The sequence below is a fragment of the Vibrio sp. TRT 2004 genome, assembly GCF_050113735.1.
GTDB lineage: Bacteria > Pseudomonadota > Gammaproteobacteria > Enterobacterales > Vibrionaceae > Vibrio.
The window spans coordinates 1-23,960 of record NZ_JBNJOH010000034.1; the positions used below are offsets into that span (position 1 = coordinate 1).

General features: G+C 44.8%; 24 protein-coding genes and 1 tRNA gene. 7 read left to right on the plus strand and 18 right to left on the minus strand.

Features of this window, described 5'->3' with window-relative positions:
* Positions 1-258 precede the first annotated feature (258 nt).
* The 11 genes from flgJ to ACQEXR_RS13875 form a co-directional block, all read right to left on the minus strand.
* A complete protein-coding gene (gene flgJ, locus ACQEXR_RS13825) occupies positions 259-1,173 on the minus strand; it encodes a flagellar assembly peptidoglycan hydrolase FlgJ (protein WP_427020555.1) in 915 nt (304 codons plus the stop codon).
* A gap of 10 nt (positions 1,174-1,183) precedes the next feature.
* Positions 1,184-2,275, minus strand: coding sequence for a flagellar basal body P-ring protein FlgI (locus ACQEXR_RS13830; protein ID WP_269378008.1), 1,092 nt, complete (start codon positions 2,273-2,275; stop codon positions 1,184-1,186).
* A 67-nt stretch (positions 2,276-2,342) separates the two neighbouring features.
* Positions 2,343-3,122, minus strand: coding sequence for a flagellar basal body L-ring protein FlgH (gene flgH / locus ACQEXR_RS13835; RefSeq protein ID WP_138971524.1), 780 nt, complete (start codon positions 3,120-3,122; stop codon positions 2,343-2,345).
* Positions 3,123-3,137: 15 nt separating this feature from the next.
* Positions 3,138-3,926, minus strand: coding sequence for a flagellar basal-body rod protein FlgG (gene flgG, locus ACQEXR_RS13840; protein WP_006881569.1), 789 nt, complete (start codon positions 3,924-3,926; stop codon positions 3,138-3,140).
* Between the two features lie 19 nt (positions 3,927-3,945).
* Positions 3,946-4,695, minus strand: coding sequence for a flagellar basal-body rod protein FlgF (gene flgF, locus ACQEXR_RS13845; protein ID WP_427020556.1), 750 nt, complete (start codon positions 4,693-4,695; stop codon positions 3,946-3,948).
* A 205-nt stretch (positions 4,696-4,900) separates the two neighbouring features.
* A complete protein-coding gene (gene flgE / locus ACQEXR_RS13850; RefSeq protein ID WP_427020557.1) occupies positions 4,901-6,205 on the minus strand; it encodes a flagellar hook protein FlgE in 1,305 nt (434 codons plus the stop codon).
* Positions 6,206-6,243: 38 nt separating this feature from the next.
* Positions 6,244-6,957, minus strand: a complete 714-nt coding sequence (flgD, locus tag ACQEXR_RS13855; protein ID WP_269378011.1) for a flagellar hook assembly protein FlgD — start codon at positions 6,955-6,957, stop codon at positions 6,244-6,246.
* A gap of 17 nt (positions 6,958-6,974) precedes the next feature.
* Positions 6,975-7,391: a flagellar basal body rod protein FlgC gene (gene flgC, locus ACQEXR_RS13860; protein ID WP_138971528.1), complete on the minus strand. Its 417-nt coding sequence runs from the start codon at positions 7,389-7,391 to the stop codon at positions 6,975-6,977.
* A gap of 4 nt (positions 7,392-7,395) precedes the next feature.
* Positions 7,396-7,791, minus strand: coding sequence for a flagellar basal body rod protein FlgB (gene flgB, locus ACQEXR_RS13865; RefSeq protein ID WP_138971529.1), 396 nt, complete (start codon positions 7,789-7,791; stop codon positions 7,396-7,398).
* A gap of 238 nt (positions 7,792-8,029) precedes the next feature.
* Entirely contained in the window at positions 8,030-8,857 is an 828-nt protein-coding gene (locus ACQEXR_RS13870) for a protein-glutamate O-methyltransferase (RefSeq protein ID WP_269378012.1), read from the minus strand.
* 12 nt (positions 8,858-8,869) lie between these two features.
* Positions 8,870-9,796 (minus strand): chemotaxis protein CheV, encoded by a 927-nt coding sequence (locus ACQEXR_RS13875; RefSeq protein ID WP_138971531.1) that lies wholly within the window; start codon positions 9,794-9,796, stop codon positions 8,870-8,872.
* Positions 9,797-9,873: 77 nt separating this feature from the next.
* Between ACQEXR_RS13875 and flgA the strand changes: the two genes are divergently transcribed.
* The 3 genes from flgA to ACQEXR_RS13890 all read left to right on the plus strand — a co-directional run bounded on the left by flgA (position 9,874) and on the right by ACQEXR_RS13890 (position 11,460).
* Positions 9,874-10,620, plus strand: a complete 747-nt coding sequence (gene flgA, locus ACQEXR_RS13880; RefSeq protein ID WP_426952474.1) for a flagellar basal body P-ring formation chaperone FlgA — start codon at positions 9,874-9,876, stop codon at positions 10,618-10,620.
* Positions 10,621-10,701: 81 nt separating this feature from the next.
* On the plus strand, positions 10,702-11,016 hold the full coding sequence (gene flgM / locus ACQEXR_RS13885; protein ID WP_138971533.1) for a flagellar biosynthesis anti-sigma factor FlgM: 315 nt from the start codon (positions 10,702-10,704) through the stop codon (positions 11,014-11,016).
* A gap of 18 nt (positions 11,017-11,034) precedes the next feature.
* A complete protein-coding gene (locus tag ACQEXR_RS13890) occupies positions 11,035-11,460 on the plus strand; it encodes a flagella synthesis protein FlgN (RefSeq protein WP_138971534.1) in 426 nt (141 codons plus the stop codon).
* Positions 11,461-11,522: 62 nt separating this feature from the next.
* Here ACQEXR_RS13890 and flgP read toward each other — a convergent pair whose 3' ends face one another.
* Positions 11,523-11,954: a flagellar assembly lipoprotein FlgP gene (gene flgP / locus ACQEXR_RS13895; RefSeq protein WP_426952472.1), complete on the minus strand. Its 432-nt coding sequence runs from the start codon at positions 11,952-11,954 to the stop codon at positions 11,523-11,525.
* An 8-nt stretch (positions 11,955-11,962) separates the two neighbouring features.
* The gene (locus ACQEXR_RS13900; protein WP_138971536.1) at positions 11,963-12,598 is read right to left on the minus strand and encodes a FlgO family outer membrane protein; all 636 of its coding nucleotides are present in this window, start codon (positions 12,596-12,598) and stop codon (positions 11,963-11,965) included.
* A gap of 163 nt (positions 12,599-12,761) precedes the next feature.
* On the opposite strand from ACQEXR_RS13900, the gene ACQEXR_RS13905 reads away from it, so the two are divergent.
* From ACQEXR_RS13905 to ACQEXR_RS13915, 3 genes are all read left to right on the plus strand, one after another.
* A complete protein-coding gene (locus tag ACQEXR_RS13905) occupies positions 12,762-13,895 on the plus strand; it encodes a flagellar assembly protein FlgT (protein ID WP_138971537.1) in 1,134 nt (377 codons plus the stop codon).
* Positions 13,896-13,947: 52 nt separating this feature from the next.
* Positions 13,948-14,024: transfer RNA gene (locus ACQEXR_RS13910), tRNA-Arg, on the plus strand.
* Positions 14,025-14,275: 251 nt separating this feature from the next.
* Complete coding sequence (locus tag ACQEXR_RS13915; protein WP_331416054.1) at positions 14,276-14,782, plus strand: Fe3+-citrate ABC transporter substrate-binding protein; 507 nt, start codon at positions 14,276-14,278, stop codon at positions 14,780-14,782.
* Between the two features lie 96 nt (positions 14,783-14,878).
* Here ACQEXR_RS13915 and ACQEXR_RS13920 read toward each other — a convergent pair whose 3' ends face one another.
* The 5 genes from ACQEXR_RS13920 to ACQEXR_RS13940 all read right to left on the minus strand — a co-directional run bounded on the left by ACQEXR_RS13920 (position 14,879) and on the right by ACQEXR_RS13940 (position 20,804).
* Positions 14,879-15,832, minus strand: a complete 954-nt coding sequence (locus tag ACQEXR_RS13920) for an OmpA family protein (protein WP_427020558.1) — start codon at positions 15,830-15,832, stop codon at positions 14,879-14,881.
* A 206-nt stretch (positions 15,833-16,038) separates the two neighbouring features.
* Positions 16,039-17,013, minus strand: a complete 975-nt coding sequence (locus ACQEXR_RS13925; protein ID WP_138973364.1) for an OmpA family protein — start codon at positions 17,011-17,013, stop codon at positions 16,039-16,041.
* 441 nt (positions 17,014-17,454) lie between these two features.
* On the minus strand, positions 17,455-18,882 hold the full coding sequence (gene gltX, locus ACQEXR_RS13930; protein WP_427020559.1) for a glutamate--tRNA ligase: 1,428 nt from the start codon (positions 18,880-18,882) through the stop codon (positions 17,455-17,457).
* 100 nt (positions 18,883-18,982) lie between these two features.
* The gene (locus ACQEXR_RS13935; protein ID WP_426952466.1) at positions 18,983-19,621 is read right to left on the minus strand and encodes a DUF2057 family protein; all 639 of its coding nucleotides are present in this window, start codon (positions 19,619-19,621) and stop codon (positions 18,983-18,985) included.
* Between the two features lie 67 nt (positions 19,622-19,688).
* Positions 19,689-20,804: a porin gene (locus tag ACQEXR_RS13940; RefSeq protein WP_426952465.1), complete on the minus strand. Its 1,116-nt coding sequence runs from the start codon at positions 20,802-20,804 to the stop codon at positions 19,689-19,691.
* A gap of 468 nt (positions 20,805-21,272) precedes the next feature.
* Between ACQEXR_RS13940 and ACQEXR_RS13945 the strand changes: the two genes are divergently transcribed.
* Positions 21,273-23,957 carry a copper-translocating P-type ATPase gene (locus ACQEXR_RS13945; RefSeq protein WP_427020560.1) on the plus strand — a complete coding sequence of 895 codons (2,685 nt, stop codon included), beginning with the start codon at positions 21,273-21,275 and terminating at the stop codon, positions 23,955-23,957.
* The last annotated feature ends 3 nt before the right edge of the window (positions 23,958-23,960 follow it).

Genomic DNA, 23,960 nt, shown 5'->3' on the forward strand with positions numbered 1-23,960 from the left:
GAAGCGAGAAGCGAGAAGCGAGAAGCGAGAAGCGAGAAGCGAGAAGCGAGAAGCGAGAAGCGAGAAGCGAGAAAATTCTGAAAGGGCTGACAGTTCATGCCAACACTTTTCTTTAAATTCAGATAATTAGACTCAAATATTAGCCTGCACTGCCTGCAACTTTCGACTCACTCACCACCAGATCCTCTCGAAGGACGAAGTCCGTTCTCGACTCTCGGTGCGAAGCGTGCTAGTTCTCCATCGGGCGCAGCCCTCGAGTTACATCTGATCAATCCGCGCCTTAACGCTTAGTACCTTATCAGCATAACGAGGATCGGTCGCGTAGCCAGCTTGATGAATGCCACGGATAAACTCTTCATTGTTTCCGCCATGGCGAAGTGCAGTGGTGTAACGAGGGTTTTGATTGAGAAAACGAACATAGTCGTTAAAGCTCTCTTCATAACTTTGATAAGAGCGAAATGCTGCGTGTTCTTTGACTGGCACCCCTTGATGGTACTCAAGAGTTTGTGTCGCAACACGGTCACCTGACCAACTACGGTCAGCTTTAATATTGAACAGGTTATTACTGCTGCCGGCCGCGTTGTTCACCACCTTTTGGCCCCAGCCGGTTTCAAGTGCGGCTTGAGCAAGCAGCAATGAAGAATCAATGCCTAATGCACGAGCTGCTTTCTCTGCATAAGGCTTCATTGATGCGACAAACGACTCAGGCGAGTCAAATCGAGAAGGCTCTTTAGTTGCAGAAACTGCGGTTGGCGCTGAAGCGGCATTCGCTTGCTGTTGACGGATACGATCGACTCTTTCCATCATTGTCTCAAAATCAGCGTTGCGTGCGTTGGCGTTCTGGTTTTCAACCTTACCGGAAGTCAGCTGAGCGACAATCATATCGGCTAAGCCCAGAGAACCTGATGCACTCAATTCACTCGCCATCTGCTCATCCATCATCTGACGATAGAATTGTTGGTTTTGGCTATCCATCAAGCCAGACTCAAATGTGGAGTTAGCGTCACGCATTGACTTAAATAGCATGTTAGTGAAGATAGCTTCAAACTGTTTCGCGGCAGCAGCCAGCGCTTCTTTTTCACTCCCCTCATCACCTTCAACCGCTTTCTTACGCAGTTTATCTAGGTTAGCGATATCATGAATAAAACCGATGTCATTACCGTTGTTAATCATGTTCTACTCCTTAGATAACAATGAGTTGGCCTTCGATTGCACCCGCTTGTTTGAGTGCTTGAAGGATTGCCATTAAATCCGAAGGCGCAGCGCCAACTTCGTTCACCGCGCGAACGAGATCATCGAGCGTCAGACCTGGCTCAAACTTAAACATCTTGCCCTGCTCTTCAGTGACTTCAATGTCAGTATCCGGTACGACAACCGTCTCACCACCACCAAAAGCATTAGGTTGGCTAACATTGAGGTTTTCTTTAATCGCCACTGTCATGCCGCCATGTGTGACTGCCGCAGGTTTAAGTCGTACGTGCTTACCAACCACGATAGTGCCAGTGCGCGAGTTAACAATGATTTTTGCGGAGCCGTCTGCTGGGTCAAACTCAATGTTCTCAATCGCAGATAGGTAAGCAACGCGTTGTGTAACATCACGAGGTGCACGGACTTTGACGGAAGTTGCATCGACCGCCGATGCAGTTTGAGGACCGAGGAAGTTATTTACCGCATCAGCCATACGCTGTGCAGTTGTAAAATCTGATTCAAGCAAGTTAAAGGTAATGTAGTCGCCGCGGCTAAATGGCGTTGGTATTTCACGTTCGACCATCGCGCCGTTTGAAATCATACCTGCCGCCGGATTATTGCCAACAATTTTCGAACCATCCGCACCCGAGGCACTAAAACCGCTCACCACCAAATTGCCTTGCGCAACGGCATAAATTTGCCCGTCGAGACCCTTTAGCATCGTCTGCATTAAGGTACCGCCACGTAAGCTTTTTGCCGATCCAATTGAAGAGACCGTCACGTCGATGGTTTGTCCTTGCTTAGAAAATGCAGGCAGTTCAGCGGTAACGATAACGGCAGCCACGTTTTTACTTTTCGGTTTCGTACCTGGTGGCATCTGAATACCAAAGTTCTGCAACATGGCGTTAAAGCTCTGATCGGTAAAGGGAGTGGATTCTCCAGTACCTGGCAGACCTGTAACCAGACCGTAACCGACCAGTTGGTTGCTACGAACACCAGCGACCTGAGCAACGTCTTTGATGCGTGCTGCTTGCGCTGAAGTCGCGAGGACCAACAAGCTTGTAAATAGGAGAAACAACTTTTTCATGACCATACCTTTACTCTAACTCTTTGCCATCTTTACTGTCGTGCCAAAAAAGCGGCATCAGATGGATTTAGAGAGATACATTAAAGAATCGTGCCAAGAAACCTGGCTCTTGCATATCTTGCTGTGTTCCTGTACCTGAGTACTGAATTCTTGCGTTTGATATGCGGTTTGACGCAATAGTGTTGTCGTAATCAATATCATCAGGACGAATCGTTCCGCTGAGTCGGATATATTCATCGCCAGTATTAAGTGTCAACCACTTCTCACCACGTATGACCAAGTTGCCGTTCGCCAGTACTTCAATCACTTCAACTGTAATTGAACCAGAAATGCTGTTACTTTGATTTGCCGCGGCACTGCCACTGAATTTATTGTCGTTGCTTAAATTGTACGAAAAGTTGTAGTCACCAATATTAAGTTGCTGACCACCCACTTCTAGTGGATCCATCGACGCATCATTGTTTTTAGATAGATCTGCGTCAGAGCTTTTTGCCGCTTTAGTGCTTTCATCTAGCGTAACCGTGATGATGTCGCCAATACCGCGTGGTTTGGAATCGTCATATAGGCTGGTAGTTTGAGCCATGTTAAACAGCGATCCCGTTTCCGCCGCATAATGCTCTGGACGATGTGTCGGATGTATCGGTGCCCATGCAGGGTCCCCCGCAACAGGGTCAGCTCGACCGCGCAATGTATCGATAACGCCTGCGCTTTCGTCATTCGATTTGTCCCCTTCGACCGCGTCAACGGTTGTGGTTCCTTGAACGACATCAGGAGTTTCAATCGGTGGCTCAAGCATAGTACAGCCCGAAACAACTGTAAGAGCGAAAAGTGCGAGTAATCGATTCATTGCCCTATCCCTAAATTAAAGCTGCTGGTTAACAAAGCTCATCATCTTGTCTACCGCAGAGATGACTTTGGAATTCATTTCATAAACACGCTGAGCTTCGATCATATTGACCAGCTCTTCCGTCACGTTGACGTTTGATGTTTCCAACATTGACTGTCTTACTTCACCGAAACCGTCGAAACCAGGAACACCTTCTTGTGGATCACCACTCGCACCTGTCGGTAGGTATAAGTTTTGACCAATAGGTTCTAAACCACCTGGGTTGACGAAATCTACCGTCGCAATCTGACCAACCACTTGGTTATCTTGCTGGCCTCGCACGCGAACTGAGACTTCACCGTCGGTACCGATCGTGACACTAATCGCGTCCTCAGGGATGGCAATTTCTGGCTCTAAGGCGTAACCCGCACCAGAGGTGACAATAACGCCTTCATCATTGACCGTGAACTGACCGTTACGTGTATAACCGATGTTGCCATCTGGCATCAGGATCTGGAAGAAACCATCACCCTCAATCATCATATCGAGACTGTTGTTTGTTGTTTGAGTGTTACCCTGAGTGTGAACTTTTTGCGTCGCCACTACTTTAGAACCCGCGCCTAACATCAGGCCGCTTGGCAGTTCTGTGTTTTGCGATGACTGACCACCTGGCTGATTGATGTTCTGGTAGAACAAGTCTTCAAAAACGGCGCGGCTCTTTTTGTAACCTACCGTTGATGCGTTAGCCAAGTTGTTTGAAATTGTTGAAATATTGGTTTGCTGAGCGTCTAACCCAGTCTTACTTACCCATAGTGCCGGATGCATAACCTTCTCCTAAAATTTGTTAGCTCATACGAAGCAGAGAGTCAGACGCTTTGTCCATATCTTCTGCAGTGCTCATCATTTTCACTTGCATTTCAAACTGACGTTGCAAGTCAATCAGGCTAGTCATCTCGCCAATTGCATTGACGTTGCTGCCTTCAATTGCGCCTGTGAGCAGTTTTACACTGGCATCCGCTTCGTATGCCGCATTAGGATCTTTTGCACGGAACAAGCCGTTTACATCTTTGAATAGTGATTGATTATTGGTGCTAGTGAGCTTGATTCGATCAACGATTTCTATTGCATCTGCCGGAGCTCCTTGAGGAACAACCGAGATGGTGCCATCGTTGCCGATTTCAATTTTGCTGACTGGAATTGGCAGAGTAATTGGCGCACCTGCTTCACCAAGAACAAGATTGCCGTTGCCACTCACCAACATACCGTTAACGTCAACTTTTAAGTTGCCATCGCGTGTTAGGCCTTCTTTGCCAGTTTTATCGAGAACCGACATCCAGCCTTGACCTTGGATGGTAACGTCGAGATCTCGTCCTGTCGTGATCACGCTACCTTGTTGAAAATTATGTCCCGGACGTTCAGTCATGCTAAACACGCGACTTGGTAAACCATCGCCATATGCTTGCATTGAACGAGCTTGCGCCAAATCAGCACGAAAGCCCGTAGTACTGACGTTTGCCAAGTTGTTTGCTCTAAGCTGTAGCGCTTGCATATTCTGCTTGGCTCCGCTCATCGCTAGAAACAGTGCACGATCCATAATTTGCTCCAAAAATCACAATTCAGATCAATGAAAGCAACTTATGTGCCAATATTAATTTTCCTTTATTATCAATAAACTAAACTGAAAGCGGCAAAAATAGAAAGGAGTAAGAGGAGTGCATTGCCTGTTGCGGCAACAATAGCAAGCTGATGATTGCCACCAGCTTGCTAAACAGATGATTGCGAGTATCGCTAAATAGAGATTAACGAATCTGTAGGATGTTTTGTTGCGTTTGGTTATGAACTTCAAGTGAACGAGAGTTCGCTTGGAAGTTACGCTGCGCAGAGATCAAGTCGACAAGTTCTTGAGTCATATCGATGTTTGACTGTTCTAGTGTACCGCTACTGATGGTACCAAAAGAGCCTTTATTCGATTCACCCCAGATTTTATCGCCAGAGAACTGAGTCGCATCCCATTGCGTACCGCCCTTCTTATCTAAGCCTTGCTCGTTTGCGACACGAACCAGCGCCACACGACCTAAGATGATATTTTCGCCGTTTGAGTAAGTGCCAAGCACACTACCGTTCTCGTCGAAATCCACTTTGGTCAAGAAGCCAGTTGTTGCGCCATCTTCATCGAATTTGGTCAATTCAAATGGTGCCGCGAACTGTGTCGCATCTTGCAGGCCAAAAGATAAAGTTTGGTTAACGTCAGCACCATTCAGTTCAATTGGGTTTGCTCCGGTACCCAAGGCTTCAGAAACAATGTTCTGACCGCTGTTTAGGCTAGCAAGCGTACCATCGTTGTTAAACTTCATTGTGTGACCAACGTGTCCTGTTGGCGCTGTCGCATCACCGCCTAAAATATTCAATGGCTTCTCACCTGCTTTGTCAGTCACAGTGTAGTAAGTTTGCCACGTATTAGGCTGTGTTTGATCTTTCAGATAATAGGTCGTTAACTTGTACGACTGACCCATAGAGTCATAGATCGTCGAAGACGTTGAACGGTTGTATGTTTCAGGATCTGAGTAATCAAATAACGCAGGGTCTTTCAGTTCACCACCAGCAGGCAGGTTTACACCGACTTCAATGTTTGCTGTCTGCTTAGGCTTACCAAATTCTTTCGGAATGTTGATCGGTGATGGCTCGTATGAAAGTACATCGCCAGTATCTTTATTCACTTGATAACCCAGCAGGAACTCATCATTCGCTGTTACCATGTAGTTATCTTTGTTCAGGTGGAACGCACCGTTACGCGTTAACTCATTGGTGGTTGGAGAAAGACGATCTTTCGCCACCGCGAAGAAGCCTGTACCGCCGATACGTAGATCCATTGGGTTGTTAGTATAAATACTTGAACCTTCGTGAAACTGCTGAGCGACCTTAGCAGCTTGTACACCTTGACCTGGTGTCGTTTTCGCGTGTGTAAACAGTGAATTAGAGTAAACATCCCCAAACTCTGCACGTGACTCTTTAAAGCCAAATGTGTTCGCGTTGGCAATATTGTTACTGGTTGTGTTCAGATCTAACTGAGCTGCGGATAAACCGCTTAGTGCAACATATGACATTCCAAAATCTCCTATCTAGCTAGCATATCTACTTAAAGTTACGCTTTGCCAACTTCTAGTACTTCAGCAAGTCGAACTGGCGACTCAAAGCCAGCCAGATTGAGTAGTACGTTACCATCGCCTTTACCAAGGAGAACACTATTGACGTTTGCATAGGTCGAAACCTCAAACTCTTTCGCTTCTCCATCTAGCAAACCAGATGCTTTCACATTGTATTTGCCAGCCGGCAATGGGTTACCGTTTTGATCTTTGCCGTCCCATACAACTCGGTTATCGCCACCAGGCTTTGAACCGACATCGAAGGTACGAACAAGCTGCCCCATTTGATCTTCTATTCTCACCATCAAGTTATCGACGGCTTGAGGAAGTTTGATCATAGCAGCCATACTGCCGTTATCGTTTTTCACGCCAGCAGCACCTGGGACCAAGACGTCACGCCCTACTAATGAGGACGCCTGTAGCGCTTGGTTTGATGTCATCGAAGTGTTCAGTGTTTCAAACTGATTGTTCATCTTCCCGATGCCATCTACCGTCGCGAATGACGCCATTTGTGCAATCATCTGGTCATTACTGACCGGCTTAAACGGGTCTTGCTGGGCAAGTTGCTTGGTGAGCAAAGATAAGAAGTCTTCTTGCTTGAGTTCCTGCTTACCTGTTGTCTCGTTCGGCTTATTCTTGTCCTGAAGCTGTTTAAGCTGATCGATATAGGACAAGCCGCTTTGACCAACATTATTATTAATGCCTCCGGCCATACGTTACCTCCTTATCCCTATTGACCCATCTGCAGCGTACGCAGCAGCATTTGTTTGCTTGCATCTGCTAATTGAACGTTCGTTTGGTAAGAACGTGAAGCAGAAATCATGTTTGCCATTTCTTCCATCACATTGACATTAGGCTTGTAGATATAGCCCTCATCATTTGCGAGTGGGTGATCAGGGTTGTACTCCGCGGTAAGCGGTTTATCGCTTTCTATAATACCCATCACTTTCACTGGCACGGTATGGTCGCGGCCATACTTTGCCTTACTTAACTCAGCACCAAACACAGCATGACGCGCCTTATAAGTATCTTTTGCAGAGCTAGAGATACTGTCCGCGTTAGCCAAATTACTAGAGGTAGTATTTAGACGAACGGATTCAGCGCTCATGGCAGAACCAGTTACATTGAATACGTTAAATAAGCTCATCTATCTATTCCCCTTTAATTGCTTTCGTTAAGTTCTTGAATTTACTTCCTAAGAAGTCGAGTGATGCTTGGTGTCTGATTTGGTTTTGCATAAACAAGTTACGCTCTAAATCCACATCAACCGTGTTGCCATCACCGGTGTCAGGTTGTGTTGGAAGACGATACATTACTTCCCCTGTCACTTGGGTAGAGGCAGGTATGTGCCGACCATCAGTACGGCTAAGACCAATGCTTGCCCCCGAGGTTGCCGCCTGCAATGCCTTCTGGAAATCCATCCCTTTTGATTTAAAACCAGGTGTGTTCGATTGAGCAATGTTGGTGGAGATCACCTCAGCATTGCGCTCACGTACGCCCACCGTGTGCTGGTGGATACCTAATGCGTTGTCAAAAGAAATAGCCATGTTGACCTCTACTCAAAGAACTGACCGTTACTATTAAATATAAAGCAATTAGCGTACCAACTTTTAAAATCGTTCCACTGTTACTTCATTTTTTACTGAGCAATAACCACGCCAACTTTACATGTTGTTCGCAGCTAGGTGAGATTTTGGAATTACTCAATCAAAAGTATACAAGCAACTTTTGCCGTCGTACAAAAAAGCCCAGCACTATGGCTGGGCTTAATAAAACAACGCTTAACTATTTAAGCTTGTAGATGATTCCTGGATTACATCTGACCATCTCAAATCGATCCGTTAATCCGGTTAACGACTCTGATGCCCCGAGCAGCAGATAACCACCTGGATTTAGACTGTTGGCCATTTGATTAAGCACTTGAGACTTCATTTCCGGTGAGAAGTAAATCAATACGTTGCGGCAAAAAATAATGTCAAACTTACCGAGCAATGCGTAGCTATCCATTAAGTTTTGCGGTCTAAAGTTAACCAGACGCTTAACGTTATCTTTAACCTTCATTCGACCATCGCCCGCATCTTCAAAGAAAGTGCGACGGCGCTCTGGAGAAAGTCCCCTCCCCAACGCTAGGTTGTCATACACGCCTGCTCGACACATATCAAGCATGCTTGCAGAGATATCCGTCGCGGTAATCGCAACGCTAGGCAACATGCCTGGTTTGCGCTGCTGAGTCTCTATGATGGTCATCGCCATTGAATAAGGCTCTTGACCTGATGAACTCGCGGCAGACCAAATCTTAATTGGTCTTTTGTTTGCCGCGACTTCTGGCAACAACTTGTTCGCCAGTACTTCGAACGGATAGGTATCTCGAAACCAAAGCGTCTCATTTGTCGTCATCGCATCAACAGCAGCAACACGCAACTCACGATTGCGTCCCGTCACTACGTCTCTCAGCAAATCAGACAACGAAGCCAGCTTGAACTTGGTGACAAGTGGGCTTAGTCGGCTTCTTACCAGATACTGCTTACTGTCCCCAAGAACAATACCGCATTGTGACTCTAAGAAACGGCTGAAATCACGATATTCTTGATCGCTTATAGTTATTGCTGTCATTAACTTCTCTTTTTATTTTGTAAGTGCAGTTTTCACCGCATTACCAAGCTCATCGGGGTTAAATTTGGCAATAAAAGCGTTTGCCCCAACTCGTTCAACCATAGCTTGGTTAAATACACCACTAAGTGATGAGTGAAGAATAACATAAAGATCTTTCAGATCAGGATTACGGCGTACTTCCGCAGTCAATGTATAACCGTCCATTTCTGGCATCTCGATATCAGAGATAACCAGAGATATCTGATCATAAATACTGCTTTCAGATGCCATTTCCACAAGCTTTTCATAAGCCTCTTTGCCATCTTTCACAGCAACGACGTCGAAACCTAAGGAAGTAATTGCACGCTCAACTTGCTTACGTGCCACAGTAGAGTCGTCAGCAATAAGTATACGACGTACAATTTCTTTTTCCGTTTCCGCCTGCGCAATCTCTTCACCAATGGATGCGTCCATCGTTTCATCAACAGGCGCAATCTCTGCCAGTATTTTTTCTACATCGAGAATTTCTACTAACTCATTATCGATATTCGTTACAGCCGTCAGGTAGTTCGCTTTGCCTGCTCCATCTGGTGGCGGCAAAATCGCCTCCCAGTGCATATTAATAATACGCTCGACTGAAGTAACTAAGAAAGCCTGAATTGTTCGGTTAAACTCTGCAATTACAACGAACGCTTTTTCAACGTCCATTGTTGGACGGCCACCAATAGCTAAACTTAAATCAATGACTGAAACTGTATGGCCACGAATATGGGCAACCCCTTTCACTAAAGGGTGCAAGTTTGGCATTGAAGTAAGCTTAGGACACTGGAGAACCTCTTTTACTTTAAATACGTTGATTCCATAACGCTGACGCCCCATTAGGCGAAAGGTTAGGAGTTCTAATCGGTTTTGACCGACGAGTTGCGTACGCTGATTCACAGAATCAAGAATACCCGTCATAAGCTCATCTCCATCTCAAACTTTCATGCTAAAAAAGTGGTAGTCTACTGTAGGCCATGAAAAACCAGAGAAACAGAATGACATATCCTAAATCACACTTGTGCTCATTTTCCATAACTAATTGTAGAGCTTTCTATAAAAAGTTTTGTAAGTCTATCGGCTTTTTATTCTTTTTCTTTAGTTTTTCAGCGACATCCGCGACAGAAAACCAAATTGCGCAGATTCAGCAAGCAGCTGAAGAGTACATTTTGTCCACAATTGAGTGGCCTACTGGAGGTACCTTGCAGGCGACCGCTGCTAGCGTTGATAGCCGAATATTCGCTACTGACTGCCCCGCCCCGTTAGAGACTTCCTCCTCCTCTACCAATCCTAGTGCAAGTAACATCACTGTGCTCGTCGAATGTCCTGATGACAGTTGGCGAGTCTATGTACCTGTAAGATTAGTTCGTACTGGACCACAAGTCGTGCTGACCACTGCACTTTCTCGCGGGCAGCTGATCTCTGGGCAAGATGTCACTATTAATATGGTAGACTTACAACGCTTTAGGCGGCAAGGCTTTTCCGCAATTGATGCAGTTATTGGCGCAAAAGCCAAAAAAAATCTCCGTGCTGGAGAAATTCTTGAAGAACAAGATATTTGTGTAGTCTGCCGCAATGAAACCGTGACAATAAAAGCGGTGAAATCCGGTATGACAATCACAACAAAAGGCGTCGCTCTAACGGATGGCTCACATGGTGAACAGATTAGAGTGAAAAATAGTAAATCCAACCGTATAATTGAAGGGCGTGTATCTGGAATTTCGGAAGTGACGGTAATTTTTTAACTGGTTAGAAAAAAAGCTAAAGTTCTTACCCTAGTAGTCGATATTGACAGTACAAGTTCTAATTCGTAAAAGGCTCAACATATGGCAGGTATTGATAATATTCGTTCAGGGCAACCTCTTTCTACATCGACGAGGCACTCTGTACGTAACGACAGCACTCAAACGAGCGGTTCTGAATCCGCAAAGAAGTCGTCTGTCGCGCAAGATGCAGTTTCACTTAGCTCACAAGGTAAAGCGGTGGGAGAAATGCACAATCAAATGGTCAGCCAACCTAGTTTCGACAAAGCAAAGGTTGCGGCAATTAAAGAGGCTATCGCGAATGGCTCCTACTCAGTTGATCCTGAAAAACTTGCTGATAACATGATGAAGTTCGAAAAAGAATTGGGCGGATTCTAAACCAAGAGATATCTGTAAATGGCAGCACTGCAAGGACTAGTTGAATTCCAATTAAAAAATGCACAAGAACTGAGTGAAGTCCTTGTGTTGGAAAAGCACGCTATCGCTAATCGACTATCCAAAGATATTGAACAGATTGCCAAACAAAAGATTACGCTTATTGAGCAACTTCAAACGACTGATGATCGTATTCGTCGCCACCCTGAAGTAGAGACTCTTACCACCAACCCAGAGTTGAGCCCTCTGGTAGAACAGATAAGAGCGCTTATTAGCCAATGCCAACAAGCTAACGATATTAATGGTCAAGCTCTCCAGCGTGCCCAACTGAGTTTTAACAAACTCAACAATCTGATGAAACAGTCACAAGGGAAACTGGGTATGACTTATACATCTGAAGGGCAAACCAAAAATATCACCACTTTGGGCACAAATATCAAAGCCTAAAAGCATTCAATAAAAAAGCGGCAATGATTGCCGCTTTTTTTGTATCAGAGAGAATGGGTAAGTTAGAAAAGAGTTTGTTGCCTTTTTTCAGGTACTTGCTGAACTTCGCCGTAATCACGCAGCTTGTTCATTTTCTGGATATCAAGACGCAGTTCAGTGACATAACTATCCCCGACTTTGTAACTTCTGACGACTTCCGCGCCACGGATAACGCCATCTACCGCCCCGGATGTGAGCTCTGTACCTAGACGTTGGTCTTGCAAATCAGCTCGACCACTCACGCGCATGCCGTAGACCTGCTCAGCAAGTTCACGATAAGCATCGATCTTCGAAGCACGCATCGCACGTACTTGCTTCTCTTCCTCGTTACGTCCTTTCTGTTCACTAATACTGGCGTAGCCAACAGCCGTTAACCAGTCATCAGGACGCATGTTACTTAACGGCTGACAACCGACCATTATGAAAACGACAGCAAGGAGTAATAGCTTTTTCATCTCGGCTCCTACGGGCGTAAAATCACGGTATAAGGTTGGGTAATCGTTGGGTCTGAGCGAATTAATACACCATCTTGAGTACGAATACTATTAAGGGTATCAAGATCTCGACCAATTCGATCTGCGGGTAAGAAGCCTTGAGCTGTAGCGACAACAACGCGAGATTGCATCCCTACCACACGGGCGTTCACAATGACACCGCCCTCTTGGCGCAGCATTGTCCCTGTCAGTACATATTGGATATCTTGCTCTTGAGCCAGATCTTTCCAATCTCGGCTAAATGCAAAGTCACCCTGATGAGTCACTTGAATAGAGCCTGTCGTTTTAAAGTCTACAACTTTAAAACCACGACGCTGGAACTGGTGAATAAAACCTTCTGATACCGAATTACCTAGCCAGTTTGTCGCATCCATATTTTGTAGATCTACAAATGATGTGACGGCAATAGGTGTCCGTGCAGAAACACTGGTGTTAGAAACCATCAAGTCTTCGGTCATACTCTCCACAAAGAAGTCAAGAGTATGACGCGGACTCTCCATCAGCATAAACTGAGAACCCGCATAAGGTTCTTTACCATTGTATATTGGGGCATAGGCACAAGCGGTTAAAAACACCACTGGTACTAGCGTTAGCCATTTTTTCATTCTCTAATCTCCGATACATTAAGGCCTAAAATGTCGTTTCTTTTAGCTCTCTTCTAAAAGTGGAACATTCCTTGCTTTTCTAATTATGCAACTATTCAGAAAGGCAATGCCTAAATCAGCTAAGATTCAATAAGCAAAAAATGAACCAACTTGGTAAACAAACATGAAAAAATCGCTTCTGAAGCTCTTTTCAACCGTATTCATCAGCCTCATTGCTAATTCAGCGTTGGCAGGTTGGTATGAAGTGACTGGCACAGCCACTGTCGTGTCGTCCGAAGAGGTAGCTAGAATCCATGCGTTGGAAGATGCGCTCTACAAAGCCGTCCGATTCTCTGGCGCGGATATAGGCAGCATTGCAAACCTTCGTCCGCTGTTGGAAAGTGAACGCAAAGAGTACCAATTCACGAATAGTGAAGTACGTTACATCTTGGTTGAAGAGCAAAAGACACGTCGCGGAGTGATGTTTGTCAGAGCAAGAGTAGACATTTACCCATCGGCAACCAGTTGCCACGTTGAGCAGTACAAAAAGACGTTTTTGGTCGGCAACATTGCTCTTGCCTCCCCTAGCCAAGCGGTCATGGGGCAAATTTATGATGTGGGTGATGACTTTGCCAATGTTATTAACCGCCAACTGGATCAGGAATCAGCCAACTTTATCTCCGTTGGCACCACTGACTATGAAATCAGTAAAAAGTACCCAGAACGCCTTAAAATGATTGCCCAAGATACTGGCGCACAGTACATCATCGGCGGAGTGATTACGGATTTAACCGCAACCATTGAGCAAAACCTGATTAAGGACGACATTATTAATCGTCAGTTTGCTCTGGAAATGACGGTATTCGATGGTAAGACAGGTAATGAGGTTTATAACCGCAACTATCGCGAAGTCGCACGCTGGCCTTTCGCTAAAACCAGCCAAGTTGACACCAAAAGTGCTCGTTTTTGGGCTTCTACTTACGGAGATATGATGCTTCGAGTAAGCCGAAATATCATGCTCGACTTAGAATCAGAAGTGTCATGTAAAATCACGCTTCCAGAAGTGGTCGCCAAATGGGGAAATACCATTACCATGGATCTCGGTAGAATTCATGGTGTGGAACCTGGTGATAAATTGCAGTTGTGGCATACCGGTTCGTTTATCGACCAGCGTGGGCTTCCACGTAACAAAGTCACCGAAACAGACATCACTTTAACGGTCTCACGTGTTTATGAGAACGAAGCAGAACTCACCATCGATCAAGCGGAACTTGCTGGCAGCATCCAGATTGGCGATGTAATGCACAAGCTGTTGTAAAACCACCACAATGAGCTTAACTTCTGGATTGAATTCAGTATCATAGCGTTACGCTCCCGTGGCACAGCTGGATAGCGCGATCCCCTCCTAAGGGATAGGTCACAGGTTCGAATCCTGTCGGGAGCGCCACATTTAAAAGGGCTAGAAAGTTAGTAACTACTAGCCCCATTCTGTCGATGTGCAGATTGCCCTTGTCTCAATGTCGATTCAATTGACAAGTTTCACACACTTCCATTACTCAAGCTGAAACTATTCAAACTACACTCATATTTCAGCCTTGTTTTTAGCATAAGAAACCCGTACATCCTTACAAACAAACCTTCAACATTTGAATACAATCATCTAAAATATTTATTAATAAAGTTATCGATAGCGAAAGAATGAAAAAGAGTAACTTAGAGACGAACACTGGTCACCGCTTCATCTCAAAAGCTAAAACAGCCTATAAAATCCATATCCACACTCCGGACGACAAAGTTCTTCACCGCTCTGTGGGCTACATTCGTATAGGTGAAAAGAAAGGACTGAAGAAGGCCATTAAGCTTCGCAATGAGCTGGGCAGTAAAATGTGGGGAAAGTTTTGGCGTAAGTTACTGAAAGATCCTTACCTGATGACGCGATTACCTCACTCTCTGGAACCCAAGATAATTTTCAAACCCCGGCCAACAAAGGAAAATCCAGCGGCAAAAGATGAGTGCTATATTGCGGCATGGCGTAACTACGATGAGCACGGCAAACTAATTTACAAAAGTGTCGTTTGCTCAATAAAGAAACATGGCCGTTTAGCTGCCTACACAAAGACGAAAAAAGCGCTGTTAGAAGCAAACAAAGAGAACCTCGAAATTCTCGAGTTTATGGGACGATTGAATAGCATCGATCTTAAGTAATTTAAAAATAAAAGGCCTTGTTATACAACAAGGCCTTTCTTTTAGAATCACTCTTTCAATCAAATGACCTATACAGTCTTAATAACTCGGTACTGCTTACTGTTGGTATTCAAAAGCTGGTACAACAATCTCTACGCGACGATTTTGCTCTCGACCTTCACGAGTTTCGTTCGAAGCGATTGGGTTATTTTCCCCTTCACCACGTACTGTGATACGACGACTTTCAATCCCTTCATTGATCAAAACATCCGCGACAGATTGAGCTCGTTTTTCAGACAAAGTTTGGTTGTAAGCGGCTGCGCCAGTCGAATCGGTGTAGCCTGTCACCTCGACATTAGCCTGCGGGTACTGGTTCATAAACGCCACCAGTTCATCAAGAGTTGATTGGCTTTCTGGTTTTAGTTTGGTGCTATTTAGCTCAAAACTGCCTGAATCGACCAGTTTTGTTTCGAAAGTCTTAACTACAGGCGTGACAACAACCTCTTCCGTCACTGTCTCTTCGATAACAACCGCTTCTTCAGGTTGTGATTCATTGGCACCAAATTTGTAGACAAGACCAAGTGTCGCACTGTTCACTGCAGCTTTAACCAAATCATTGTTCACATCGGTCAGACGCTGGTACTCAATACGTACAGCAAAATTATTATCTGACTGAATTTCTACACCAATGGCTCCTAGGTACGAATTATCATCTTTATTACCGTACTCGACGCGAGCACCACCAAGTTTACCGTACAGAGACACATCCTCAGTCAGTGGTAAATTCAGTTTTGGAGCAAAAGTAAAAGCCTTAACCTTTTCATCAGCTAAGCCATCGGCAGTAAACTCACCAAGGTAGTCATAACCTGCTTCTAGTGACAGAAAGTCGAAAAATTCATAACCCGCTATCACACCGGCTGTCATTGAATCGTCATCACAGTCATTTGTTAGCGCAGTACACGCATCATCCAGCCATGACTTTCCAACTTTACCCCCTAGATAAAACTCTGCACTTGCACTTGCTGACGCTAGTAACAATGCCCCCGACATAACCACTGCAAACTTTTTCATGAGAACTCCCTCATCAATCACATGCTTACTTATTTCTCTAAACCGGAAACCTATTGATAAGCACATTGGCATTACCGCACACCTAATAAGTATCGATATGCAAACAATATAACAGTGGAATTATAGGTGCTTTTTCTTTCTCATATATAAGACAAAGCCCCAACCATGGGGTTGGGGCTCAATTACTAACGTTGTTATTTTAATTATTACTGCTGAACTTGGTACTCAAAGCTAGGGACGATCACTTCAACACGGCGGTTTTGCTGACGACCCTCACGAGTGTCATTTGATGCAATTGGGTTATTCTCACCTTCACCACGAACGGTAATACGAGACGCATCAATACCTTTTTGCTCAAGAGTAGACGCTACAGACTCTGCACGCTTCTCTGATACCACTTGGTTGTACTCAGCCGCACCAGATGAATCAGTGTAACCAATCACTTCTACTTTCGCTTGTGGGTAAGTATTAAGGAACTCTACCAGCTCATCCAGTTGAGAGGCGCTCTGTTGGTTTAGCTTTGTACTATTTAGTTCAAAACTACCTGTGCCTAGTAGCTGAGTCTCAAACGTCTTAGTCTCAACAACAGGCTCTGCTGGAGTCTCTTCAACGACTTCTTCAACCATCTCTTCTTCTACGACAACAACTGGTGCAGCTTCTTCATTGCTACCAAACTTGTAAACTACGCCTAGTGTCGCACTATTACCCATCGCACGAACCTGCTCATTGTTTGCATCAGTAATGGTTTGGTATTCAACTCGCACAGTCACGTTCTTATGTGAGTCAAATTCAACACCTGCGGCACCCATGTATGAAGCATCTTCTTTGTTGCCATATTTGACGTATGCACCACCAAATTTACCGTAAAGTGAGATATCGTCAGTAATCGGTAGGTTTAACTTTGGAGCTAGCGTAAATGCTTCAACTTTATCGTCATTAAGACCATCAGTTGTAAACTTACCTAGGTAGTCGTAACCACCTTCGATTGATAGAAAGTCCCACATTTCGTAACCGATGAATGCACCTGCTGTTGAAGCTTCATCATCACAATTTGCTGTCGCTGTTGTGCATGCATCATCCAACCAAGATTTACCTACTTTACCACCGACATAAAGCTCTGCCAGTGAAGGCGCTGATGCAAGAAGAAGTGATGCTGAAATTACCGCTGCTAATTTTTTCATGGTGTTTTATTCCTCAAATCTGAAAGTTGTTTAGCCTTAGTGCACATTTCCATTTACCCTTAGCAAAGCCCAAATGGAAACAGAACACGATTCATCATTTTATTTTGACTAAACCAATACTCACGGCATAAACATCTAGATCCGTAAGCGAACTCAGCGAACTATATACACATTTCCTAACATTCAAAGTGGGATTTTGTCAGCGAACTGTTAGGAAATAATCCGAAAAAAAACACGAGTCCACGTAAAGCTAGTTAGGATAAGGGATTGGTGTATGTATGAATTTCTCCAATAAAATTCAGTCAACTAGGGAACAAAAAACAAATTCTCAATAACGAGAAAATATATTGTAAGTACTCTCTCACGTCTCTCGCTCTGGTCTTTACTAGAGACAAAAAAAACCGCAGCGTAGTGCTGCGGTTTTCGAACTGGCAATAACCATTACGCGTTGGCTTCGCGCTCTGCGATGTATGCCAATGCCATTTTGATACGAGCAACACAACGCTCTTTACCGATAAGAGCCATAACTGCATCTACCGATGGAGACTGACCACCACCCGTCACCGCTACACGTAGTGGCATACCAATTTTACCCATACCAATTTCAAGCTCTTCACAAACAGCGGCAATAACACCATCTTTAATGCTTTCCGTCGTCCACTCTGTTAAAGCTTCTGCTTTTGCTAGTGCTAGCTCTAGTGGCTCTTTCGCTACACCACGTAGATGCTTTTTCGCCGCACCCGCTTCAAATTCAGAGAAGTCTTCATAGAAGTAGCGAATCTGTTCTGCTAGTTCAACAAGCGTATTGCAACGTTCACCAACAAGCTTAATTACTTCAGTAATAGCAGGACCGTTAGTCACATCTAATTTCTGCTCATCAAGATGCCATTGTAGGTGCTCTGCAACATACTCAGGTTCTGAAGTCTTAATGTAGTGGTTGTTCAACCATTGTAGTTTATCTGTGTTGAACGCAGACGCTGACTTAGACACTGCGTTTAGGCTGAATAGGTTGATCATCTCTTGTTCAGAGAAGATCTCCTGGTCACCGTGAGACCAGCCAAGACGTACCAGGTAGTTGTTTAGTGCCGCTGGTAAGTAACCCATGTCACGATATTGCATTACTGATACAGCGCCATGACGCTTAGACAGTTTCGCACCGTCATCGCCAAGAATCATTGCACAGTGAGCAAAAGTAGGTACTGGTGCACCTAGTGCTTCATAGATATTGATTTGACGAGGCGTGTTGTTGATATGGTCTTCACCACGAACAACATGAGTAATGCCCATATCCCAGTCATCAACCACAACACAGAAGTTGTATGTTGGTGAGCCGTCAGTACGACGAATAATTAGATCATCCATCTGGCTGTTGCGAATTTCGATACGGCCACGAATTTGGTCATCGAATACCACACTGCCTTCCTTAGGGTTACGGAAACGGATAACGCATGGATCGCCATCTTTAGCTGCATCGTTTGCTGCTTTAATCTTAGGGTGTTCAGCATCGTAACGAGGCATTTCTTTGTTCGCTTCTTGTTCTGCACGAATTTCATCTAGCAACTCTTTCGATGCGTAACACTTGTATGCTTTGTCTTCAGCCAGCAGTTTATCAACCATCTCGTTGTAACGATCAAAACGCTGAGTTTGGAAGTAAGGCCCTTCATTCCACTCAAGACCTAGCCATTTCATACCTTCTAGAATCGCGTCTACTGCTTCTTGCGAGTTACGCTCAAGATCCGTATCTTCAATACGCAGTACGAATTCACCACCTTGGTTTTTAGCGTATAGCCAAGAGTAAAGTGCAGTACGCGCACCACCAACGTGTAGGTAGCCTGTTGGGCTAGGAGCAAAACGAGTTTTAACCGTCATGTAAAATACCTTGATTGTCTGAATGACTGCACCACGCCTTCAATATGTGCGATGGTGCTAAAATTGCGCGTTATTTTAGCACCGATATGCAAATCTACAATCAATCGTTAATATGTTTTACCGCCCAAGAGATAAACTCTTGGCGCTCTGATGGCGTCATAGAGAGAAAATCACGCTGGATCAACTTCGATTGCACTTTTTGATCCACGTTGACAGACGCCACTGACGCGGAACTTGCCTTAATGTTTGGCTCAGTAGGTGTAACAGATATCGCCGCAATACCACCAGCCAAGTTGTAGTCGTTCAGCATCGCGTCGTAATCGTGAATCAACGCAAAAGACTGATTCACAATCTGATCCATCACGATCTGCACTGATTGTCCATTACTGGTAACTTTAACTGTTGGACTCTTTTCAAACTTACTTACCCCACGCTGATCTCGAATCGCGAAAGGCGTTTCAAACAATAGAGTTTCGTTCTGTGCGTCAAATGTGACCACCATTGGATGAGAGTTGAACTTCTTCTTGCCACCATTGCCATCAACCATTGCCGTGACTCGTAGCAATATCTGATTGTGACCATTAGCTATTTTCAGATCCCCCTTAGCCTTTTTTGGTATCTGATTGAGCTGTTGATTTACCGCTAGAATCTCTATTCGGCTATCGGTGTGAATCGTCACTTGAGCATGAGCCATACTACACATCAAAAGCACAATGGCCGCTGCAATGATTTTTTTCATTCTCTCTTCCTCACGGTTACAAGCGGAAAAAGGCGGACAAACTGTCCGCCGGGTCATAATGTATTTATTAGAATGTCCACTCAGTACCGATACGAACCATTAGGTCATCATCGTACGTAGAGTCATCTTGTTGAGTTAAACGAACAAAGGTGTATACCGAACTAAATGAGTAACCCAATTCACCACTGATAGAGGTTGAATCCATATCTTTGTTGTCTACGCCATCTTGCTTACCACTTTGGTCTGCGTAACCAACACGAATGTTTGCGTTACCAAAGAAGTAGTTCGCTTGAATCGAGTAAGCGTCGATTTCACGTTTGGTGTAACCGTAGTCACCGCCACCGTTAGTTGAGTCGTACGAACCCGTTTTATATGCACCAAGGATATTAAAGTTGTCCATTGGACGAAGTTCGAAGCCTACAAAGTATGAATCCGTATCACCGACAGAAGCCGCTTTCCCTAGTTCTTTAATATCTAGAGGGTTACCTGGTGTTGCATTGTTTGTATCAAACACGTTTTCGGTAGCACTTTCAAATACTGTACCTTTAGCCGTTTCAAACGCTGCATGTAACGTTAGCATATCAACTGGCGCCACTGTGATAGAACCACCGAAGAAGTTAGAATCTTCGTGGTTTTCACTGCCATTACCACCCGCTAGGCTGAATTTAACCATCTCACCAAACATTGGTGAATCGTAGCGTGCCATTTGGCTCTTACGGTCAAAGTGGTAACGTTCGCCGCTGCGCCATGCGCGGTCAAAAGTACGACCTAGGTTAGATGCTGAGTATGGCCAGTCAACAAGTTCATATAACGGTGTCAACATACGACCAAAACGAACCTGACCCCAATCATCGCCGCGCAGACCAACGAAAGTATCGCGGTTACCTAAATCGGCACCGTAGTCCAATACCCAACCTGACTCAACTTGAGCAAACGCAGTTACGTTATCTGTCATTGCTTTAGCCGCGCGGAAACCGATGCGAGTTTCATTTTCAAGCGCCCAACCATCATCTGGACCAGTTGCATTAGACGCGCCGTAATCTACAGCAGAGATAGACACAACGCCGTAAACCTCTACGTTAGCGTCATTCGGATCGCCTAGCATATACGCGTTAGCAGTACCAGCGGCCATGGTAGTTGCGGCGATTGCTGCGCCAAGAAGAGTCTTTTTAAAGTGAGACATAAGATTAACCCCTATTTATTTGAATTTTTCCTTGTTCCCCTCACACAAAACTAACTGGTTGTTTTGAAGGGAACTATTTATGGACGGGGTCATGGTGGCAAACTTTTTTCGCGACGAAAAAAGAATGAAAAGATAATCTGACCAGCTTCAAATCAGAAAATTATAAAATTAAGCAAATCAATTTAAATCAATAAGTTAAAGGGCAACCTCAATAAACATAAACGTCAATACTGCTTACGCGTTGCATACATGGAGCGCTTGTTCGCCAAATCTGCTGACGAGATCACTGTGATTTTTTATCTATTTACGGAACTTTATATTTCCAAAATAAAAAGTTTGAATTGTCTCGCATGCTTCCTGCCCACTAATTCACGGCAATCGGTGATTTTGACGTTTTATTTAAATACTTGACCTTACCCTTGCGGTAAGGTTTACGCTTAGCCACAGTTGAATAATTAAGGTGATGTTATGACTAAGTTTGATATCCCACTCTCTGGCTTAAACTGTATGGGCTGTGCTAGAAAAGTGGAGCGAGCAATTACGGCAGAACACCAAGTCAGCATTGATCAGTTGTCTCCCACTCACATCTCTTTAGAGACAGGCAGTTCTTTTGCCGCACTTGCAGATTCAATTGAGAAGCTAGGCTATCAGGCAGGCCACAAACATCACTTGTTCTTAACTGGACTCAATTGCGGTAAATGTGTTGCTAAGTTGGAACAAGCGCTTGAGCGGTCACCACTCAATGGATCCTTTCGTGTATCGAAAACAGAGCTAGAGCTTGTATCGCTTCACTCACAACAAGAAGTCATCCAATTGATTGAGTCATTGGGTTATCAAGCAAGTCCATTCTCCCCGCAAGTGGAAGCTGTACCCGCTGACGAAGAAATCGCCGCCCCTATAGAGAGAGAGCAACCATTACCCATTAAACACTCGGCGCACCTTCTTATATCGGGTATGACTTGTGCCAGTTGTGTCTCTTCGGTCGAGAAAGCCTTAATTTCAGTAAAAGGCGTAGAAAAAGCTCAAGTCAATCTTGCTGAACAAAGCGCAGTTATTTTTTCCAACCAACCCATTGAGGAGATCGAGACTCAGCTATTACGCTCTGTCTCTCAATCTGGTTATCAAGCCCAACTGATTGACGATCCTCAAAACCAGCAGCAAAAACAACTCGAATTGCAGCGAGCAGTTCAAACCCACCATAAGAAAAGTGCTTGGTTAGGTTTGATGATCGGTGCACCACTCATGCTGTGGGGAATCGCAGGCGGTAATATGATGATTCGCAATAGCGCAGACCAAATCGCTTGGGGCATCATTGGTGTTATCTGTTTATGGCTACTTGCGACAGCAGGAAAAACATTTTTCACTAACGCATGGCAAGCGCTCACTCACAAACGAGCGACAATGGATACCTTAGTCGCCCTAGGGACAGGTGCAGCTTGGTTATTCTCAATGTTAGTGGTCACTTTCCCCAACTGGTTTCCTGCCGCATCTAGACACGTCTACTTCGAAGCAAGCGCAATGATTATTGGCCTGATATCGCTTGGTCACTATATAGAAGCCAAAGCTAAGGCGAATACCACCCGCTCACTTCAGGCTCTGATTAATCTTCAGCCTCAGGTGGCGACTCTGGTGACGGAACAAGGCGATCGAGACATCACCATCGACGAAATTAGCCTGGGAATGAGACTGCGGGTGAAACCCGGTGAAAAAATACCTGTTGATGGCATCGTTGAGTATGGTGAATCTTATCTAGACGAGTCAATGTTGACTGGCGAGCCAATACCAGTGAATAAGCAAGTTGGGGATTCTGTATCCGCAGGAACCATTAATCAGGATGGTAGTTTAATCATTCGCGCTTCAAGTGTAGGTAGCGACACCATGTTGTCGCGCATCATCACTATGGTCCGCGAGGCTCAAAGTAGCAAACCAGCTATCGCTAAACTCGCAGACCAAATTTCTTCAATTTTCGTTCCAGTTGTAGTAGCAATTGCTCTCCTATCTGCATTGGTCTGGTTTATGGTGGGTCCGGAACCTAAAGCCAGCTACATGCTCATTGTCACTACTACCGTTCTTATTATTGCGTGTCCATGCGCATTAGGGTTGGCGACCCCGCTATCTGTAACGGTTGGTATTGGTAAAGCGGCCGAGATGGGGATCTTGATTAAAGATGCCGACGTTTTGCAGTCAGCAGGCAAAATAGATACGGTGGTCTTTGACAAAACAGGCACCTTGACTCAGGGCAAGCCAAATGTTCAAAGCATCTACGCAGTCAATGGTCATAGTGACCAGTTGCTAACGCTCACAGCTTCAATAGAACAACAGTCAGAACATCCACTTGCTAAAGCGATTGTTCAACAGGCTCATCAGCAGTCTCTACCACTGTTCGAGGTATCGGAATTTGAAAACCGCCGCGGTCAGGGAGTGCTTGCAAAAGTAGAACAACAATCTATTGCCGTTACCTCACTGGCTTATGCGCGTGAGCAAGTATGGCGTTTAGATGAGGTTGATCGTGAACTTCAACAATATCTAAACAACGCTTGGACACCGATTATTGTCGCTGAAAACTCAACTGTGATTGGCGTTATCGCCATCGCAGATCCGATAAAGCCCGATGCGAAACAAGCTGTAGAAGCACTAAAAGCCATCAATATCACGCCAATTATGCTCACTGGTGATAATTCGAGTGTCGCACAAGCCATTGCACAACAGCTGGGAATTGAGCAAGTAATCTCGCAAGTGTTGCCAGATGAGAAAGCAGGCCATATTGCTGATTTACAAAGTCAAGGCCACTGCGTTGCAATGATAGGCGATGGCGTTAACGATGCGCCAGCTCTAGCCCTTGCTAATATTGGCATCGCGATGGGGGGAGGCAGCGATATTGCCATCGAGAGTGCACAGATGACACTGCTTAACTCGTCACCACTGTCTGTTGTTCGAGCGATTGAACTCTCTAAAGCAACAGTACGTAATATGAAACAAAACTTATTTGGGGCCTTCGTCTATAACTCGCTAGGTATCCCTATTGCCGCAGGTATTCTTTATCCCAGCTTTGGCTTTTTGCTTAGCCCTGTTATTGCAGGTGCAGCGATGGCACTTTCCTCGATTACCGTAGTAAGCAACGCTAATCGTTTAAGACTTTTTAAAAGCTCGTAGAGG

What these genes read in the sequence shown, in the direction of transcription:
- flgJ (WP_427020555.1), bottom strand. Translation starts at nt 1,173, where the DNA reads ATGATTAACAACGGTAATGACATCGGTTTTATTCATGATATCGCTAAC.
- ACQEXR_RS13830 (WP_269378008.1), bottom strand. Translation starts at nt 2,275, where the DNA reads ATGAAAAAGTTGTTTCTCCTATTTACAAGCTTGTTGGTCCTCGCGACT.
- flgH (WP_138971524.1), bottom strand. Translation starts at nt 3,122, where the DNA reads ATGAATCGATTACTCGCACTTTTCGCTCTTACAGTTGTTTCGGGCTGT.
- flgG (WP_006881569.1), bottom strand. Translation starts at nt 3,926, where the DNA reads ATGCATCCGGCACTATGGGTAAGTAAGACTGGGTTAGACGCTCAGCAA.
- flgF (WP_427020556.1), bottom strand. Translation starts at nt 4,695, where the DNA reads ATGGATCGTGCACTGTTTCTAGCGATGAGCGGAGCCAAGCAGAATATG.
- flgE (WP_427020557.1), bottom strand. Translation starts at nt 6,205, where the DNA reads ATGTCATATGTTGCACTAAGCGGTTTATCCGCAGCTCAGTTAGATCTG.
- flgD (WP_269378011.1), bottom strand. Translation starts at nt 6,957, where the DNA reads ATGGCCGGAGGCATTAATAATAATGTTGGTCAAAGCGGCTTGTCCTAT.
- flgC (WP_138971528.1), bottom strand. Translation starts at nt 7,391, where the DNA reads ATGAGCTTATTTAACGTATTCAATGTAACTGGTTCTGCCATGAGCGCT.
- flgB (WP_138971529.1), bottom strand. Translation starts at nt 7,791, where the DNA reads ATGGCTATTTCTTTTGACAACGCATTAGGTATCCACCAGCACACGGTG.
- ACQEXR_RS13870 (WP_269378012.1), bottom strand. Translation starts at nt 8,857, where the DNA reads ATGACAGCAATAACTATAAGCGATCAAGAATATCGTGATTTCAGCCGT.
- ACQEXR_RS13875 (WP_138971531.1), bottom strand. Translation starts at nt 9,796, where the DNA reads ATGACGGGTATTCTTGATTCTGTGAATCAGCGTACGCAACTCGTCGGT.
- flgA (WP_426952474.1), top strand. Translation starts at nt 9,874, where the DNA reads ATGACATATCCTAAATCACACTTGTGCTCATTTTCCATAACTAATTGT.
- flgM (WP_138971533.1), top strand. Translation starts at nt 10,702, where the DNA reads ATGGCAGGTATTGATAATATTCGTTCAGGGCAACCTCTTTCTACATCG.
- ACQEXR_RS13890 (WP_138971534.1), top strand. Translation starts at nt 11,035, where the DNA reads ATGGCAGCACTGCAAGGACTAGTTGAATTCCAATTAAAAAATGCACAA.
- flgP (WP_426952472.1), bottom strand. Translation starts at nt 11,954, where the DNA reads ATGAAAAAGCTATTACTCCTTGCTGTCGTTTTCATAATGGTCGGTTGT.
- ACQEXR_RS13900 (WP_138971536.1), bottom strand. Translation starts at nt 12,598, where the DNA reads ATGAAAAAATGGCTAACGCTAGTACCAGTGGTGTTTTTAACCGCTTGT.
- ACQEXR_RS13905 (WP_138971537.1), top strand. Translation starts at nt 12,762, where the DNA reads ATGAAAAAATCGCTTCTGAAGCTCTTTTCAACCGTATTCATCAGCCTC.
- ACQEXR_RS13915 (WP_331416054.1), top strand. Translation starts at nt 14,276, where the DNA reads ATGAAAAAGAGTAACTTAGAGACGAACACTGGTCACCGCTTCATCTCA.
- ACQEXR_RS13920 (WP_427020558.1), bottom strand. Translation starts at nt 15,832, where the DNA reads ATGAAAAAGTTTGCAGTGGTTATGTCGGGGGCATTGTTACTAGCGTCA.
- ACQEXR_RS13925 (WP_138973364.1), bottom strand. Translation starts at nt 17,013, where the DNA reads ATGAAAAAATTAGCAGCGGTAATTTCAGCATCACTTCTTCTTGCATCA.
- gltX (WP_427020559.1), bottom strand. Translation starts at nt 18,882, where the DNA reads ATGACGGTTAAAACTCGTTTTGCTCCTAGCCCAACAGGCTACCTACAC.
- ACQEXR_RS13935 (WP_426952466.1), bottom strand. Translation starts at nt 19,621, where the DNA reads ATGAAAAAAATCATTGCAGCGGCCATTGTGCTTTTGATGTGTAGTATG.
- ACQEXR_RS13940 (WP_426952465.1), bottom strand. Translation starts at nt 20,804, where the DNA reads ATGTCTCACTTTAAAAAGACTCTTCTTGGCGCAGCAATCGCCGCAACT.
- ACQEXR_RS13945 (WP_427020560.1), top strand. Translation starts at nt 21,273, where the DNA reads ATGACTAAGTTTGATATCCCACTCTCTGGCTTAAACTGTATGGGCTGT.